Annotated in this window: 18 protein-coding genes; 7 read left to right on the top strand and 11 right to left on the bottom strand. The window is 56.5% G+C overall.

Translation table 11 applies throughout. The features are described 5' to 3' along the window. Positions 1-42 precede the first annotated feature (42 nt). From rpoZ to CHB79_RS12885, 5 genes are all read right to left on the bottom strand, one after another. On the bottom strand, positions 43-306 hold the full coding sequence (rpoZ, locus tag CHB79_RS12865; protein WP_010489179.1) for a DNA-directed RNA polymerase subunit omega: 264 nt from the start codon (positions 304-306) through the stop codon (positions 43-45). 116 nt (positions 307-422) lie between these two features. Continuing rightward, positions 423-1043, bottom strand: a complete 621-nt coding sequence (gmk, locus tag CHB79_RS12870; protein ID WP_010489180.1) for a guanylate kinase — start codon at positions 1041-1043, stop codon at positions 423-425. 193 nt (positions 1044-1236) lie between these two features. After that, on the bottom strand, positions 1237-2121 hold the full coding sequence (locus tag CHB79_RS12875) for a nucleotidyl transferase AbiEii/AbiGii toxin family protein (protein WP_245851466.1): 885 nt from the start codon (positions 2119-2121) through the stop codon (positions 1237-1239). Between the two features lie 5 nt (positions 2122-2126). Further along, a complete protein-coding gene (locus CHB79_RS12880) occupies positions 2127-2900 on the bottom strand; it encodes a type IV toxin-antitoxin system AbiEi family antitoxin (RefSeq protein WP_089360206.1) in 774 nt (257 codons plus the stop codon). 219 nt (positions 2901-3119) lie between these two features. Next, the gene (locus tag CHB79_RS12885) at positions 3120-3983 is read right to left on the bottom strand and encodes a YicC/YloC family endoribonuclease (protein WP_089360207.1); all 864 of its coding nucleotides are present in this window, start codon (positions 3981-3983) and stop codon (positions 3120-3122) included. 154 nt (positions 3984-4137) lie between these two features. Here CHB79_RS12885 and rph point away from each other — a divergent pair, with 154 nt between their 5' ends. Further along, positions 4138-4860 carry a ribonuclease PH gene (rph, locus tag CHB79_RS12890; RefSeq protein ID WP_010489184.1) on the top strand — a complete coding sequence of 241 codons (723 nt, stop codon included), beginning with the start codon at positions 4138-4140 and terminating at the stop codon, positions 4858-4860. A gap of 17 nt (positions 4861-4877) precedes the next feature. Then, entirely contained in the window at positions 4878-5243 is a 366-nt protein-coding gene (locus CHB79_RS12895) for a DUF4870 domain-containing protein (RefSeq protein WP_425439604.1), read from the top strand. 57 nt (positions 5244-5300) lie between these two features. On the opposite strand, the gene CHB79_RS12900 is transcribed toward CHB79_RS12895, so the two are convergent. Beyond that, complete coding sequence (locus CHB79_RS12900; protein WP_010489186.1) at positions 5301-6080, bottom strand: exodeoxyribonuclease III; 780 nt, start codon at positions 6078-6080, stop codon at positions 5301-5303. Positions 6081-6172: 92 nt separating this feature from the next. Between CHB79_RS12900 and pyrE the strand changes: the two genes are divergently transcribed. Both pyrE and CHB79_RS12910 read left to right on the top strand, forming a co-directional pair. Beyond that, the gene (pyrE, locus tag CHB79_RS12905) at positions 6173-6814 is read left to right on the top strand and encodes an orotate phosphoribosyltransferase (RefSeq protein ID WP_089360209.1); all 642 of its coding nucleotides are present in this window, start codon (positions 6173-6175) and stop codon (positions 6812-6814) included. 22 nt (positions 6815-6836) lie between these two features. Next, positions 6837-7427, top strand: a complete 591-nt coding sequence (locus CHB79_RS12910; RefSeq protein ID WP_010489188.1) for a DUF4124 domain-containing protein — start codon at positions 6837-6839, stop codon at positions 7425-7427. Positions 7428-7562: 135 nt separating this feature from the next. On the opposite strand, the gene argB is transcribed toward CHB79_RS12910, so the two are convergent. The 4 genes from argB to coaBC form a co-directional block, all read right to left on the bottom strand. Next, a complete protein-coding gene (gene argB, locus CHB79_RS12915) occupies positions 7563-8468 on the bottom strand; it encodes an acetylglutamate kinase (protein WP_010489189.1) in 906 nt (301 codons plus the stop codon). 16 nt (positions 8469-8484) lie between these two features. Continuing rightward, a complete protein-coding gene (locus CHB79_RS22415; RefSeq protein ID WP_089360210.1) occupies positions 8485-11085 on the bottom strand; it encodes a phosphomannomutase/phosphoglucomutase in 2601 nt (866 codons plus the stop codon). Between the two features lie 103 nt (positions 11086-11188). Continuing rightward, entirely contained in the window at positions 11189-11644 is a 456-nt protein-coding gene (dut, locus tag CHB79_RS12925) for a dUTP diphosphatase (RefSeq protein WP_010489191.1), read from the bottom strand. Between the two features lie 28 nt (positions 11645-11672). Further along, positions 11673-12881: a bifunctional phosphopantothenoylcysteine decarboxylase/phosphopantothenate--cysteine ligase CoaBC gene (gene coaBC, locus CHB79_RS12930; RefSeq protein WP_089360211.1), complete on the bottom strand. Its 1209-nt coding sequence runs from the start codon at positions 12879-12881 to the stop codon at positions 11673-11675. A 177-nt stretch (positions 12882-13058) separates the two neighbouring features. Between coaBC and radC the strand changes: the two genes are divergently transcribed. After that, a complete protein-coding gene (gene radC, locus CHB79_RS12935) occupies positions 13059-13733 on the top strand; it encodes a RadC family protein (RefSeq protein WP_089360212.1) in 675 nt (224 codons plus the stop codon). 43 nt (positions 13734-13776) lie between these two features. Here radC and CHB79_RS12940 read toward each other — a convergent pair whose 3' ends face one another. Beyond that, entirely contained in the window at positions 13777-15366 is a 1590-nt protein-coding gene (locus tag CHB79_RS12940; protein WP_089360213.1) for an ABC transporter substrate-binding protein, read from the bottom strand. Between the two features lie 365 nt (positions 15367-15731). On the opposite strand from CHB79_RS12940, the gene rpmB reads away from it, so the two are divergent. Next, positions 15732-15968 (top strand): 50S ribosomal protein L28, encoded by a 237-nt coding sequence (rpmB, locus tag CHB79_RS12945; RefSeq protein ID WP_010489195.1) that lies wholly within the window; start codon positions 15732-15734, stop codon positions 15966-15968. A gap of 11 nt (positions 15969-15979) precedes the next feature. Continuing rightward, positions 15980-16135 (top strand): 50S ribosomal protein L33, encoded by a 156-nt coding sequence (gene rpmG / locus CHB79_RS12950; RefSeq protein WP_002551515.1) that lies wholly within the window; start codon positions 15980-15982, stop codon positions 16133-16135. Positions 16136-16179 lie beyond the last annotated feature (44 nt).

Consider the following 16179-nt stretch of genomic DNA (forward strand, 5'->3'; position numbering starts at 1 on the left):
GTGTTGTGACCCTGCGCCTTGCGACGTCGACCCGGCATAGGCTTACTGAGACTCGTTAGCCTCGTCCTCGAAGGCTGCAAACAGCGGCTCTTCTTCGACGATCTCGTCTTGGGCGATAACGTCGTAATCAACCAGACCAGCAGCAATTTCACGCAGCGCAACTACGGTTGGCTTGTCGTTTTCCCAGGCCAGTTTTGGCTCTTTGCCGCCAGTGGCGAGTTGACGTGAACGCTTGGTGGCCAGCATGACCAGCTCAAAGCGGTTATCAACGTTGTCCAGGCAATCTTCAACGGTAACGCGGGCCATGGTGTTCCTCGTAACAAATGCAAGTAAAGCTGGGCCCAAATGGGCGAGCGGACTCAATAGTCTAAAAAATCACCAGCATTAAGGGAAGCTTTAGTTTTGTCGGGGCGCCGTGCGGCTTATCCCAGCAGCTCGCTGAGCAGGCCGGCGTGGCGCTGTTGTTGAGAGTCCTGTTGCAGCTGATTGGCGCGGAAAATCGCTTTCAGGTCGCTCAGTGCATGGGCGAAGTCATCGTTGATGATCAGGAAGTCGTATTCGACATAATGGCTCATCTCGCTGACGGCTTCACGCATGCGTTGTTCGATGATTTCGCCGCTGTCCTGGCCGCGATTGGTCAGGCGATGGCGCAAGGCTTCCTGGGTCGGCGGCAAAATGAAGATCGAGCGTGAGTTTGGCATCAGGCGGCGAACTTGCTGGGCGCCTTGCCAGTCGATTTCAAGAATCAGGTCATAACCTTCGGCCAGGGTCTTCTCGACCCAGGTCTGCGAAGTGCCATATAGATTGCCAAAGACTTCAGCGTGCTCAAGAAACTCACTCTTTTCGAGCATGCCGTGAAACTGTTCGCGATCGACAAAGTGGTAATTGACCCCGTCGGTCTCGCCCGGGCGCATGGCACGGGTGGTGTGCGAGACCGAGACACGAATCATCGCCTCGCTGTCGATCAACGCCTTGACCAGGCTGGTCTTGCCGGCGCCGGATGGGGCGGAAATGATATAGAGGGTGCCGGTGGTAAGGCTCATGATTGCATCCTGAAAAAGCGGTTTGCCAAGCGTAGCAGCGTATGGCGACACATTATAAGGATGTTGTCGGCGGCTGCATCCGGCAATCGTGATTTTCCTCAGCTGCCGGCCACGGCATTGAACGCAGGTCGCTTGGGTAAGGTCAGCTCCCCAGCGCTTGTGAGCCGGGAATTATCCTATCGCCAGGGTTTCTTTAAGCCTCAGGTAAGCCGCGGCATGTTTTTCTGGTGTCATGCGGGCCAGGTTTTGCAGTTTCCAGCGCACGGCTGGCAACTGGTCGACATTGGATAGTCCAATCAGGTGTACGACTTTTGAATGACAGTAAAAATGCCCGCTCCTGGGGAGTCAGTGAGGTATTGATGAGGCTTATCAGTTGTTCCCGTGTTGCTTCAAGGTCAGCCTGGGGAATGTCTTGATCGGCCATATTGCGAAATTCTCCTTCGTAGATATCGGTAATGTCTTTGAGGTTTGGCCTGAGCAGTTCGGCAATAGGTCGATGATGGCTGATAATGTATACCAGCATAGCTTTGCGAAGGTCAGCTGTGAGTCCTTCGGTATCGAGTAGTTGCTTGACGTCGAAAAGATCTCGCGGATGTTGGCGATCCAGCGCGGCGCATATTTTGCCAGCATACAAATCCGCGAAGCTCACGACTGCCATCTCGGCGAAACCAAATTCATCTTCAACGGCTTCACTGACCGCTACCACTTCAGGCTTGAAGACCGTACCGCGCAGCACAGGAGAGAGTTCTATTTTGATTTGAGCGCCGCCCCGCTCTACCACCAGACGCAGAGCATCCGCTTTATCCTTGAGCGAGCAGGTAACACGCATATTGTCGATATTTGTCCTGATGTTGAGTGCCAGTGAGTTCAGATTACCCTTTATGGTCTGCAGTGCCTCATGCCGTTCCATCATGGGCAGGAAAACCAGATCGATATCGACCGAAAGCCGGGGAAAGTCACGGACAAACAGATTGATAGCTGTTCCACCCTTGAGGGCGAAACAGTCGTGCTGGGCAACGAAAGGAATAAGCTGCAGCAGTAGTTGGACTTGCCGATAGTAATGGCTTTGTCTGTCCATGCCATTTACATCTCTTTCGGTACGGTGATTTGCCAGGTTGGCTCTAGCTTGCCCCCTTTTGCGAGCAGCCGCTTACCATTTCCCAGGGCATATTGATCTGGTCTGAGGTGCTTGAGCCAGGCATGTTGGTGTCTTTCTGCCAGCCAGAGAAAGAGCCGTTTCGCTTTGATGCTGCAACAGGCTCTCAGCAAGGTGTCCAGCTTGCGGGGCGAGAGGTTGTGCAATCCCTGCATAAGCTGGTCAGCATGTTCAAAACTGATGCTGTTTGGCACCCCTGCCAAGAGTTCAAGAATGGCTTTTTCTGGACAGGAGTAGTGCAGTGGATCGCATGATGCCTGCCAGTTGTCTTGCCGGAGATACTTATCGTCTTGCATCAGTGTCTCTGGCCACAGACGGCGTGTGCCATGCCACTCGAACTGTGCTGGGGAGGCAATTCTGCCGAGCCACCGAGGAAGCGCTACATCACAATAGAGCTGAACGCTTGGCTTGTTTCCTTTGGACAGGTAATGGCCAAGACCTTCTAGCTCTAATGCGGTTAAACCCCCAATATGGACAGGTGCCTCGGACATGCGTTGCAAAGAGGCAGCAATACTTTTCCAGGATAGCCTTGCTTCCTGTCTTGCATAAACACCGGATACTAGCGGGATCAACGTCCGGTTTCGGACCGCATTGTCCAGAAAGTGCAGGTTAAGCCCTTGCGCCTCCAGCCATGACTTGGTGGCTACCATATCCAAAGGCAGAACTTTCTGTAGCCGCTGTCTGGCTTCAGTATTCAACATGGCGGGTCTCAACCTGATTTTAAAAAGATGAAATGTACGTCATCTATCGACGTGATTTCGACATTTATCAAACCGATTGGCATCTTATGGTTTGGAAAATTATAATTGCACGTCAATTAATGCCGTGAAATCGATTATTTTCAAACCGCGTCTTGTCGAATATGGTTAGGGCCTCTCACAAATTGGGGGACCATCTGCATTGCTGGATGGTTGAAAGCATCACTCGATATTCTGTACCTGCTCGCGCATTTGTTCGATTAAAACCTTGAGATTGACGGCAGCCTGGGTGCTGCGCGCATCAAACGCCTTGGAGCCCAGGGTGTTGGCTTCGCGATTGAGTTCCTGCATCAAAAAATCAAGGCGGCGGCCAGCGGCTCCCGGGGTTTTCAGTACCCGGCGAACCTCGGTGACATGAGTGTTGAGCCGGTCGAGTTCTTCGGCTACATCACTTTTTTGTGCAAGCAAGACCATTTCCTGTTCCAGGCGTTGCGGGTCCAGTTCGGCTTGCATTTCCTTGCAGCGCTCGAGGATCTTCTGGCGCTGGGCGCTGAGCATCTGGGGAACCAGCTCGCGCAGTGCGTTGACTTCGTCAGTGATGCCGTCCAGTCGGTCGTTGAGCAGCTTTGCCAACTCAATACCTTCGCGGGCACGGCCTTGCTTTAGCTCGTCAAGTGCCTGCTTGAAGCTGCCGAGTGCTGCCTTGTTGAGGGCTTGGGGATCTGCCGAGTCGGCGACCAGCACCCCGGGCCAGCCAAGGACTTCGAGTGGATTGAGCGGCGCGGGCTGCTTGATCAGGCCGACGACAATCTCGGCGGCAGCTACCAGTTGCGAGGCACGTTCGCGATTGACTTGCAGGGGTTTGCCGGTGCTTTCTTCGGTAAAGCGCAGTGTGCATTCGAGCTTGCCGCGCGACAGCCCTTGGCGCAGGGCTTCACGCACGGCACCTTCCAGGTCGCGAAAGGCTTCCGGCAGTCGCAGGTGGGGTTCAAGATAACGGTGGTTGACCGAGCGCAGCTCCCAGCTAAGGGTTCCGTGGGCCGTCACCTGTTCGGTGCGGGCGAAGGCAGTCATGCTGTGGATCATGCGCGAACCTCTGGAGTCAATCGGGACGAAACGGGACAGTGTGAGGCTGGTGATTGTAGCGCAGCGCGTCGGCCCGGCCCAATTGGTCATGTCGTCCTGGCGTATGGCGCCCTATAATGACGCCCAGATTTCAATTCAGAGCAGGAATTCCTTGATGAAACGTCCAAGTGGCCGCGCCGCTGATCAACTCCGTGAAGTCCGCATCACCCGTAACTACACCAAGCATGCGGAGGGTTCGGTGCTGGTTGAGTTCGGTGATACCAAAGTGATTTGCACGGTCAGCGTCGAGTCTGGCGTACCGCGCTTTCTCAAAGGCCAGGGCCAGGGCTGGTTGACTGCCGAGTACGGCATGCTGCCGCGCGCCACGGGCGATCGTAACCAGCGCGAAGCCAGTCGTGGCAAGCAAGGCGGGCGCACGCTGGAGATTCAGCGGCTTATCGGTCGCTCACTGCGCGCGGCCCTGGATATGTCCAAGCTCGGTGAGTTCACCCTGTACGTCGATTGCGACGTGATCCAGGCCGATGGCGGTACCCGCACTGCATCCATTACCGGCTCCATGGTTGCCTTGATTGATGCGCTTAAAATGATCAAGAAACGTGGCGGCCTGAAAAATGGCGATCCGCTCAAGCAGATGATTGCTGCGGTCTCGGTAGGCATGTATCAGGGCGAGCCAGTGCTTGACCTCGATTACCCGGAAGATTCCGCTGCCGAGACCGACCTGAACGTGGTAATGACCAACGCTGGCGGTTTTATTGAGGTGCAGGGCACCGCTGAAGGCGCTCCTTTCCAGCCAGAGCAACTCAATGCCATGCTCGCCCTGGCGCAAAAAGGCATGGACGAGCTGTTTGCCATCCAGCAAGCGGCGTTGGCTGACTAACTCGAGCAGAGGCAATGATGGAAGAGCAGGCTCCAATACCGACTCCAACCCAGGAAGCGCGTCAGTGGGCGATGTTTTGTCACTTCGCTGCCTTTCTTGGCTTTATTTTCCCGTTCGGCAATCTGGTTGGTCCCTTGGTGGTCTGGCAGATCAAGAAGGATCTCGATCCTTTTGTTGATGAGCAGGGTAAAGAGGCGCTGAATTTTCAGATCAGCATTACCATCGCCTGTATGATCAGCGTGTTGTTGATGCTGGTGGTGATTGGCTTTGTGCTGACCACGCTGGTGACCGTTGTTGCTGTTGTGCTGGCGATAATTGCCGGGATCAAGGCCAACGAAGGCCAGTCATACCGCTACCCATTCTGCTGGCGCATCGTCAAATAGGCAGGATTGAGGCACAAAAAAACCGGCATTGAGCCGGTTTTTTTGTAGCTGCTGGTTTTACACGCTGAGAATCCAGTCGTAATCAACCATCAGTGGTGCGTGCTGCGAGAAGCGCGGCTGACGTGGCAGGCGTGCACTGCGCACGGTGCGACGCATACCCGAGGTGAGCAGTTGATAGTCGAAACGATAACCCAGGTTAAGCATTTCAGCTTGCTCACTATCTGGCCACCAACTGAATTGCTCGCCTTCACGGCTCACTTCACGCAGGGCATCGACGTAGCCCATGGTATTGGTGATTTCGTCCATCCACGCTCGCTCAGGCGCCATGAATCCGGGCGACTGCTGGCAGTCGCGCCAGTTTTTGGCGTCGAGCTTCTGGTGCGCCACATACAGCGAGCCACAATAAATGTACTCGCGACGCTTGCGACGCTGCTTGTCCAAGTAACTGGTAAATTCATCCATGAACTTGAACTTCTGGTTCAAGCTCTCGTCCCCACTGAGCCCCGATGGCAACAGCAAGGTGGCAATACTTACCTTGTCGAAATCCGCTTGCAGGTAGCGCCCATAACGATCGGCTGCTTCAAAGCCTAAACCGCTAATCACCGCCTTGGGTTGTAATCGCGAATACAGTGCCACACCACCTTGGTCTGGTACTTCTGCATCACAGGCATAGAGGAAATAGCCATCCAGTTGGAAGGCTTGGTCGTCCAGCTCAAAGGCGGAGGCTCGGGTGTCCTGCAGGCAAATCACGTCGGCATTCTGTGCTTGCAGCCAACTGAGCAAACCGCGCTCGACTGCAGCATGAATACCATTCACGTTCACACTGATGATCCGCATAAATGGCCCCCAAAAACACGTGGGTGTATGATACCCGAGGTCGCCATTTTTAGCTAAATTACTAGCCTCATCTGTGTATTTTGGGACAATTGATGCAAGCCTATCAGCGTGATTTCATTCGTTTTGCCATCGAGCGTGGAGTCTTGCGCTTTGGTTCGTTCACCCTCAAGTCCGGGCGTACCAGCCCCTATTTCTTCAACGCGGGCTTGTTTGACAGTGGTTTGGCGCTGGCTCAACTGGGGCGCTTTTATGCCGCAGCCGTGGTTGAAAGTGGTATCGATTTCGATGTGTTATTTGGCCCGGCCTACAAGGGAATTCCATTGGCAGCCACCACTGCCGTCGCTTTGGCTGAGCATCATCAGCGTGATGTGCCCTGGTGTTTCAACCGCAAGGAAGCCAAGGATCATGGTGAAGGAGGAACCCTGGTTGGGGCGTCGCTGGCCGGCAAGGCACTGATTATCGACGATGTGATTACGGCGGGTACGGCGATCCGTGAAGTCATGCAAATCATTAAATCGCAGAATGCGGGCTGTGCTGGCGTATTGATTGCATTGAATCGCCAGGAGCGTGGTCAAGGCGAGCTTTCGGCTATTCAAGAAGTTGAACGAGACTTTACGATACCGGTTGTGAGCATCGTCTCGCTCGAGCAGGTACTTGAGTATCTGGCAGAAGATGCTGAACTTAAACAGCATCTGCCCGCGGTAGAGGCCTACCGTGCTCAGTACGGAATTTGATACCCATAGTTAAGGACTTATTGTGCTGAAACCGGTTTTGCGTTGCTGTTTGCTATCCCTATGCTTACTGCTCTCGGTTACGGCCAATGCAGGCGACTTACTGTATCGCTACACCGACAGCAAAGGTGGCATCGTGATTAGCCGCCAGGGCGTGCCGCCGGAGTTCATTAGCAAAGGGTATGACATTCTCAATGACCAGGGCCGGGTGGTGCAGGTGATTGCGCCTGCGCCAACGCTTGAAGAGCGCCAGCGCCTGCTCAAGGAAAAGGCCCGGGCCAGCTCAGACGCCCAACTCAAGCGGCTCTACAGTTCGCCTGAAGATATCGACCGGGCCCGTGATCGCAAGCTGGCTGAGCTTGACGGTGTCATTAGCGTGGCGCGTAGCAACCTGCAATCGGTGCGTACACAACAGGCCAACTATCAAGCGCAGGCCGCAGATTTCGAGCGCAGCGGGCGCGATGTCCCCGAGAGCCTGCTGGTGCAGATCAATAACCAGAAGGTCGAGCAGAAGCGCCTGATTGACGATATCAAGCGTTACGAAGCGGTGCGCAAGGAGTCGGAAGCCAGCTTCAATGCCGACCGTGCACGCTTTGCAGAGATCATGTCGCGCTAAAAGGGGCGCGTCTGGGTGGATGATGTTTTTATCCGCCTACAGATCACCCGATCTGGCAAAAAACGTCCTTTGTCGCCATTAAATGTCAGTTGCGCGGCAGATCAGCATTGTCCGTGTTGATCTGCCGGCCTGTCATCAGTGGCGCTTGCGGTTGCAGATCTGGGTGCCGACGCCGCTGTCGGTGAATATTTCCAACAGCACCGCATTGGGGACCCGGCCATCGATGATGTGCGCGCTGGTCACGCCACCTTGCACGGCTTCAAGGGCGCAGCGGATCTTCGGCAGCATGCCGCCATAGATAGTGCCATCGGCAATCAGATCATCGACCTGCTCAGTGGTAAGGCCGGTGAGTACCTCGCCCTGCTTGTTCATCAAGCCGGCGATATTGGTCAGCAGCATCAGCTTCTCGGCCTTCAGTGCTTCGGCAACTTTGCCCGCGACCAGGTCGGCGTTGATGTTGTACGACTCGCCATCGGCACCCACGCCAATGGGGGCAATCACTGGGATAAAGTCACCCTTGACCAGCATGTTCAACAGGTCTGTGTTGATCCCGGTGACTTCGCCAACATGGCCGATATCAATGATTTCAGGCTTGGTCATTTCCGGTGTTTTACGCTCAACGGTGAGCTTTTTCGCGCGGATCAGCTCAGCATCCTTGCCGGTCAGGCCAATAGCGCTACCGCCGTGGCGGTTGATCAGGTTGACGATGTCCTTGTTGACCTGGCCGCCGAGCACCATTTCAACCACGTCCATGGTCTGTGCGTCGGTTACCCGCATGCCATCGACGAAGTGGCTTTCAATCGACAGGCGCTTGAGCAGGTCGCCAATCTGTGGGCCACCGCCATGCACCACCACCGGGTTGATACCCACGGCCTTCATCAGCACGATGTCGCGGGCGAAGTTGGTTTTCAACTCGTCGCTTTCCATGGCGTTGCCGCCATATTTCACGACCAGGGTCTTGCCGACAAAGCGGCGAATGTACGGCAGTGCTTCAGAAAGAACTTTAGCCACTTGGGTAGCGGCATCACGCTCAAAGGTCATGCGGGACTCCATAGCGTTAAAACGGTAGTTTGATGTCGGGTGCGAGTGCCGTCATTTGCTCGCGGAAAATCACTTTGATGCGTTCCAGCTCGGCTTCTGTTTCGGCTTCGAAGCGCAGCACCAGAACCGGTGTGGTGTTGGATGCACGCACCAGGCCCCAGCCCTTTGGATAATCAACGCGGACACCGTCGAGCGTGGTGATATTGGCATCGCCCCAGGCGCCTTCGCGTTGCAGGCGGTCAATGATCTGGAACTTGCTCTCTTCGGTGACCTGGATGTTGATTTCCGGTGTTGAGACGTCGCTTGGGAACGCAGAGAACACATGTTCGGCGTCACGTTTGTCCTGGCTGAGGATTTCCAGCAGACGTGCGGCGCTGTAGATGCCGTCGTCGAACCCGAACCAGCGCTCCTTGAAGAAGATGTGCCCGCTCATTTCACCCGCCAGCAGGGCGCCGGTTTCTTTCATTTTCTTCTTGATCAGCGAGTGACCGGTTTTCCACATTACGGGGCGGCCGCCGTAGCCGCTGATCAGTGGGGTCAAGCGTCGGGTGCATTTAACGTCGAAGATGATATCGGCGCCCGGATTGCGCGAGACAACGTCCTTGGCAAACAGCATCAGCAGGCGATCCGGGTAGACCATGGTGCCGGCATTGGTCACGACGCCAACGCGGTCGCCATCACCGTCAAATGCCAGGCCAAGGTCGGCTTTCTCGGATTTAACCTTGGCGATCAGGTCGACCAGGTTCTCGGGCTTGCCCGGATCCGGGTGGTGGTTGGGGAAGGTGCCGTCGACATCACAGAACAGCGGGATAACCGTGCAGCCCAGGGCTTCGATCAGTTGCGGGGCGATGACTCCGGCAGCGCCGTTACCGCAGTCAACCACCACTTTCAGTGGCTTGGCCAGGGCGATGTCGTCGCGAATCTGCTTGAAGTAGCGATCCAGCACGTCAACCTGCTCGACGCTGCCGATGCCGCTGCTGAGGTTGTTGGTGTCGATGCGGGTTTTCAGTGCCAGGATCTGCTCGTTGGCCAGGGTATCGCCGGCGATCACAATCTTGAAGCCGTTGTAATCTGGCGGGTTGTGGCTACCGGTTAGCATCACCGCGGATTTGCCGCTGAGAATATTGGCGGCGTAATACACCACTGGAGTGGGCACCATGCCGACGTCACTGACGGTGCAGCCGCTGTCGACCAAGCCTTGAATCAACTGCTCAACCAGCTCTGGGCCGGACAAGCGGCCATCGCGGCCAACTGCGACATCCGGTTCACCCTTGGCCAGGCTCTCGGAGCCGACAGCGCGCCCCACCCAATAGGCGGTTTCAGCGGTAAGGGTGCGGCCGACAACACCACGGATGTCGTAGGCGCGGAAAATATCAGCAGGAAGTTTTGGTGCGACTTGCGAATTACTCATAACGGGTGGCTGCTCCAATCCCAGGAGATCCTGGTCTTCATCGAGAATGTCGATATCGAGAATATCGGTATCTTGAAATAGTGGGTCTGCAAAAATTACCGGTTTCTCTGCTGCAGTGGTTGCCGTTGTTTCAGGCTTGCCGGGGGCCGCGACCTGTGCTTTTCCTGGGGCGGTGTTGTCAGCCCGGCGTGGCATTCTGGCCAATGTTTTCGCCAGATTATTCAATGCAGGCAGGCTCAGGCTAAAGGCTTTGACGCTTTTCCCTGCCGAGAGTTCTTTGACCAATTGCTCCAACTGGTCGATGTCGCCCTCAAGATGGTTGTTAAAGCTGCGATGCACCAGATAAAAGCCAAGCGCCGCTCCCAGCAATGCCAGGAGCCCGGCCAGCGCCAGCAGCAATGGCGAGAAGGCAGAGCCATTCAGTGCAGGGCCGGGGATAAAGCTAAGTTTCCAGTTTGGATTGCCGCTGTCGAATTGTTGCGCTTTACCCTGGGCCGAGCCGTGCCGAGCCAGGACCTGGGCGGCAGCGGTGCCGAACTGCTGGCTGAGTTCGATTGCACCGACCTGTGCCGGAAGCGGCGGCAGGCTGGCAAGCAAGCGATTGAGGTCAAACGCCAGCAGCAGCGTGCCTTGCAGCGGCTGGTCCTTGCTCAGGCGCAGCGGCGCCACGCTGTAGACCAGCCATTGCTGGCCAACCCTGTAGGCTTCGACTGCCGGTGTCTGGCCATTCTCGACACGGCGCAGCAAATCCAGTGCGGCAAAGTTCATCGGCGCTGTGCGGCCCATGTCCTGCACGGCCTGGCCGCGCAGGTTGAGTTGCGCATCCACCACGCCGTTCCAGTATTTCAGCGAGCGTTCGGCTGCTCTAATCTGGGAAATGTCAGCGCTTTGCAGGGCTTCGATCAATTGTGGATTCTGCGCCGCTGCCTGGGTGTCGGCGGCGAGCTGTTTCAAAGCCTGTTGCAGCGCCGTCGCCTGGCTTTCGCCCCAGGCCCTGCTCAGGGCTTGATGCTGCTGTTGCTGAGCACTGTCGAGCATGCCGAACCACAGCACGCAGCCGGCAAGAGCCAGGCCGATGATGGCGGCAAGCAAGCCGGGCTTGAGCGCCTCAAGTGCATTTTGCTTATTGCTCGATGCCTTGGCCGCCGCCTGCTTGATCATTTCGTTGGACAGTTCGTCCTTGGCGGCGCGTTTGAACAACTTCATCGAACATCTCCCTGACCCATTTTTCTTAGTATTAGCGTCTTGCAGCGTTACAGAACTACGCTGGTGCGTTCAAGGTAGTGCAAAAAAGCTGCAGTTATGCAGCTTAGTTGGTTCCTGAGTGACCGAAGCCGCCAGCTCCGCGCTGGCTTTCGTCAAAGGCTTCAACCAGCTCGAAATGGGCTTGTACAACGGGGACCAGAACCAGTTGTGCAATGCGCTCGCCGATGGTGATGGTGAAGGGGCTTTGACCACGGTTCCAGCATGAAACCATCAGCTCGCCCTGGTAATCCGAGTCGATCAGGCCCACGAGATTGCCGAGGACGATGCCGTGTTTGTGACCAAGTCCCGAGCGCGGCAAAATCATTGCGGCAAGGCCTGGGTCGCCAATGTAGATCGACAAGCCCGTTGGGATCAGGACGGTTTGGCCGGGTTCGAGGGTCAGCTCTTGCTTGAGCATCGCGCGCAGGTCGAGGCCGGCTGAGCCGGGTGTGGCGTATTGCGGCAATGGAAATTCGTTGCCCAGGCGTGGGTCGAGGATCTTGGCTTGTAAGGCGTGCATATCAGGTTCTGGTATCCATCAATAAAGTTCAGGTGCGGTTCATGCGTTCAGCAATGAAGTCGACCAATTGGCGGGCAATCTTACCCTTGCTGGTCTGGGCGAAGCTGCTTTGCTGCAATTGGCGATCAATGATGGTGATTGCATTCTCTTCACTATTGAAACCGATGCTGGGGTTGGCCACATCGTTGGCAACAATAAGGTCGAGATTTTTATCCTTGAGCTTGCGCGAAGCGTATTCCAGCAGGTTTTCGGTTTCTGCGGCGAAGCCGACACTGAATGGCCGGTCTTCACGGGTGGCCAGCGTGGCCAGAATATCCGGGTTGCGCACCATTTGCAGGAGCATGCCTTCGCCGCTGGTTGGGTCTTTTTTGAGTTTGTGCTGTGCGACCACTTCCGGGCGGTAGTCAGCGACTGCGGCTGCGGCAATCAATAGGTCGCAGGGCATGGCTGCTTCACAGGCGGCGAGCATGTCACGGGCGCTGACCACATCAATGCGGGTAACCCGCTCTGGCGTCGGCAGGTGCACCGGGCCGCTGATCAGGGTGACTTTGGCTCCGGCCTCTGCGGCAGCTTCGGCCAGTGCAAACCCCATCTTTCCCGAGCTATGGTTGGTGATATAGCGCACCGGGTCGATGTTTTCCTGGGTCGGGCCTGCAGTAATCAATACATGGACGCCGCTAAGGCTTTTGCGCTCAAAGCAGTCAGCCGCCAGTTGCGCGAGGTCGTCAGCTTCAAGCATGCGCCCCAGGCCAACGTCGCCACAGGCCTGGCTGCCGGAGGCAGGGCCGAATATATGCAGGCCGCGTTGGCTGAGAATCTGCGTATTGGCCTGGGTCGCCGGATCACGCCACATGGCCTGGTTCATGGCCGGGGCCAGGGCGACAGGGGCGTCGGTGGCGAGTACAAGCGTTGTCAGCAGGTCGTTGGCAACGCCCTGGGCAAGGCGCGCCATCAGGTCGGCGGTGGCCGGGGCTATCAACACCAGGTCGGCCCAGCGCGCGAGCTCGATGTGCCCCATTGCAGCTTCGGCTGCCGGGTCGAGCAGTTCTTGGTGTACGGGATTGCCGGACAAAGCCTGCAGGGTCAGCGGGGTGATGAATTCACGGCCACCGTGGGTCATGACGACACGTACGTCGGCGCCTTGATCTTTCAGTCGGCGTACCAGTTCTGCGCTTTTATAGGCTGCAATACCGCCACCCACGCCGAGAATGATGCGTTTCCGATAAAGACGCTGCATAGGCCTGCCTTGCTCAAGGTGAATGTACGTCGCGGTAATGACGCCTCCCCAGGCCGATCACCGCGAAAAAAGGAAGGCTACGATAGCACAGAGGCTGCAACGGAACAGCGGCCTTGGCAGAGACTGGCCCTCTTGGCCTGGCTTGCAGGGGCTTGGCCCATCACATGGAGGTTTTGTATGAGCATTCGCGACTGGCCTGCGGCAGAACGTCCGCGGGAAAAGCTCTTGGCCCATGGCGCGGCGTCCTTGACCGATGCCGAGTTGCTGGCGATTTTTCTCAGAACAGGGGTTGCAGGGCGCAGCGCGGTGGATCTGGCGCGCCATTTATTGGCTCAGTTCGGTACTTTGCGCTGCTTGTTGCAGGCAGATCTTCCGACCTTTTGCCAGAGCCTGGGGCTGGGCCCGGCCAAGTTCGCGCAATTGCAGGCTGTGCTGGAAATGGGGCGTCGGCATCTGGCTGAACAAATCCAGCGCAACGACGCATTGCAAAGCCCGCAAGCGGTGCGTGATTACCTAAAGGCAGTGTTGCGTCATGAGCCGCATGAGGTGTTTGGTTGCTTATTCCTGGATGCCAAGCACCGGGTCATTACTTATGAGTCGTTGTTTAGCGGGTCAATCGACAGTGCCAGCGTCTATCCACGGCAAGTGGTCAAGCGCGCTTTGGCGCATAACGCTGCGGCGCTGATCCTGGCACACAACCACCCTTCTGGCGTCGCTGAGCCGAGCCAGGCTGATAAAGTACTGACCCAACGCTTGAAGGCAGCCCTGGAACTGGTCGAGGTGCGCGTGCTGGATCACTTTATCGTCGGCGAAGGCGAACCCTTGTCGATGGCGGAACACGGCTGGATCTAGCCGTTCCACCGAGAGGCCGCGAGGTCTCTCGGTGGGTGGGCCTTTATTTGCCGAGACTGACTTTGGAGAAGTCTTGGCGACCAAAGGGGCTGACGCTGTAGCCGCTGACCGTGCTGCGTGTCAGTGCAGTGGCAGTAGGGTGTGCCAGGGGGACCCACAACGCCTGCTGTTGAATGATGGCCTGGGCTTTTTTGTAGATATCGCTGCGGGCTGCTTGGTCGCTAACCATCTTGCCTTGGCTAATCAGTTTGTCCAGTTGCGGGTCGCAGTAGCGCGCAAAGTTCAGCCCGGACTCGACCGAGGCGCAGGAGAATTGCGGTGTCAGGAAGTTATCCGGGTCACCGTTATCGCCCGCCCAGCCCATAAACAGCAAATCATGCTCGCCCGCTTTGGCGCGGCGGATCAACTCACCCCACTCAATCACTCTGATTTCGGCGGTGATGCCAATCTTGGCCAGGTCAGCCTGGAGCAACTGTGCGCCCAATTTTGGGTTTGGGTTAAGCAGGCTGCCACTTGGGCGAGTCCAGATCGTGGTTTTGAAACCCTCAGCAAGGCCTGCCTCCTTGAGTTTGGCTTTGGCATGCTCCGGGTCGTAGGCATAACCAGGCAAGTCCTTGGCGTAGCTCCAGGTGTTGGGTGGATACACGCCGTTGGCGGCCTCTGCGCTGTCTTCAAATACTGCCTTGAGATAGGTCGCTTTATCGAATGCCAGGTTTATGGCCTGGCGTACTTGCGGCTTATCCAGCGGTGGGTGCTGGGTATTGATGCCGACAAAGGCGGTCATAAAGGCGTTGGTCTTCACCACTTTCAGTGCCGGGTCCTTGGCCGCGACGCTGATATCCACTGGTTTTGGCGACAGGGCGATCTGGCACTCGTTATTGCGCAGCTTTTGCAGGCGCACGTTGGCATCAGGGGTGATGGCGAAAACCATTTTGTCGACCGCTGGCTTGCCCGCGAAGTAGTCCGGGTTGGCGTTATAGCGGATCACGGCATCTTGCTGAAAGCGTTTGAAGATAAAGGGGCCAGTGCCGATTGGCTGGCTATTGAGGTTGTTTTGCTTGCCTGCCTTGAGCAACTGGTCGGCATATTCAGCTGAATAAATAGATGCAAAGCCCATGCTTAATGTGGCGAGGAAGGTCGCATCCGGGTGGGTCAGGGTGAAGCGCACGGTGCTGGCGTCGGGTGCTTCAACGCGCTTGATCAGGCTCGGCAGCTGCATGGATTGGGCGTGTGGATAACCGCTCTGGGCGAAGGCGTGCCAGGGATGCTTGGGGTCGAGCATGCGCTCGAAGCTGAACACCACATCATCGGCATTCATGGCCCGGCTCGGCTTGAAGTAGTCTGTGGTATGGAAGCTGACGTTGGGTCGCAGCTTGAATGTGTAGCTCAGGCCGTCGTCGCTGACCGTCCAGCTCTGCGCGAGGCTGGGGACGACTTTGCCGCTGCTGGCATCAAAGTCGACCAGGCGATTCATCAATACATCGGCTGAGGCACTGGTCGTGGTCAGCGAATTGTATTGCACCACGTCAAAACCATCGGGGCTGGCTTCGGTGCATACGCTCAGGGTCGAAGCCTGTGCCAGCATCGGGCTTAGCAGCGGTAATAGAAGAAGCGATAAGGTTTTACGGCGCATGGGCATATTCCTTGACGGTGACGTGCCGCGCATCCATCGGCGCGTAGCAATGACGTACCCTAGTTCATAATGGCGCACTAAGACAATCCAGTGGGGCGACGAGCGGTAATTAGTGATCAGGCCCCGCAGCGCTTGCCCGATGCGATAGAATGCAGGATCTGGCGTTGTAGTGGGAAGTGCGTTAATCCTTGTTGTGCGATGGCCTTTCTGGTATAAAGCAGCGCTCTTTTCTAGGGGCCCGGTTGTTGCGCTTTAAGGTGTGGCCGGTAAGACCCTCGAGAAACGCGGCGCTTCTGCGCCAATGACACTGAATTTAAGCGGCCAACCCATGCCGGGTTGGGCATGTGGTTTTAGAGGGCTGAGGCATGTCAAGAGTCTGTCAAGTTACCGGTAAGGGTCCGGTAACCGGGAACAACGTTTCCCACGCACACAACAAAACCCGTCGTCGTTTCCTGCCAAACCTGCAGCATCACCGCTTCTGGGTTGAGTCTGAGAATCGCTTCGTACGTCTGCGCGTATCTGCCAAAGGCATGCGTTGCATCGACAAGCGTGGTATTGATGTTGTGTTGTCCGAGCTTCGTGCTCGTGGCGAAAAGGTTTAAGGAGCTAAATCATGCGTGAATTGATCCGTTTGGTGTCGAGCGCCGGTACTGGCCACTTCTACACCACCGACAAGAACAAACGCACTACTCCGGACAAAATCGAAATTAAAAAATTCGATCCGGTTGTGCGCAAGCACGTGATCTACAAGGAAGGCAAGATCAAGTAATTGATCAAGCATTCTTGTTGCACAGGCTTGACGAAAAAGCCCGC

The organism is Pseudomonas segetis (assembly GCF_900188155.1).
GTDB classification, from domain to species: Bacteria; Pseudomonadota; Gammaproteobacteria; order Pseudomonadales; family Pseudomonadaceae; genus Aquipseudomonas; species Aquipseudomonas segetis.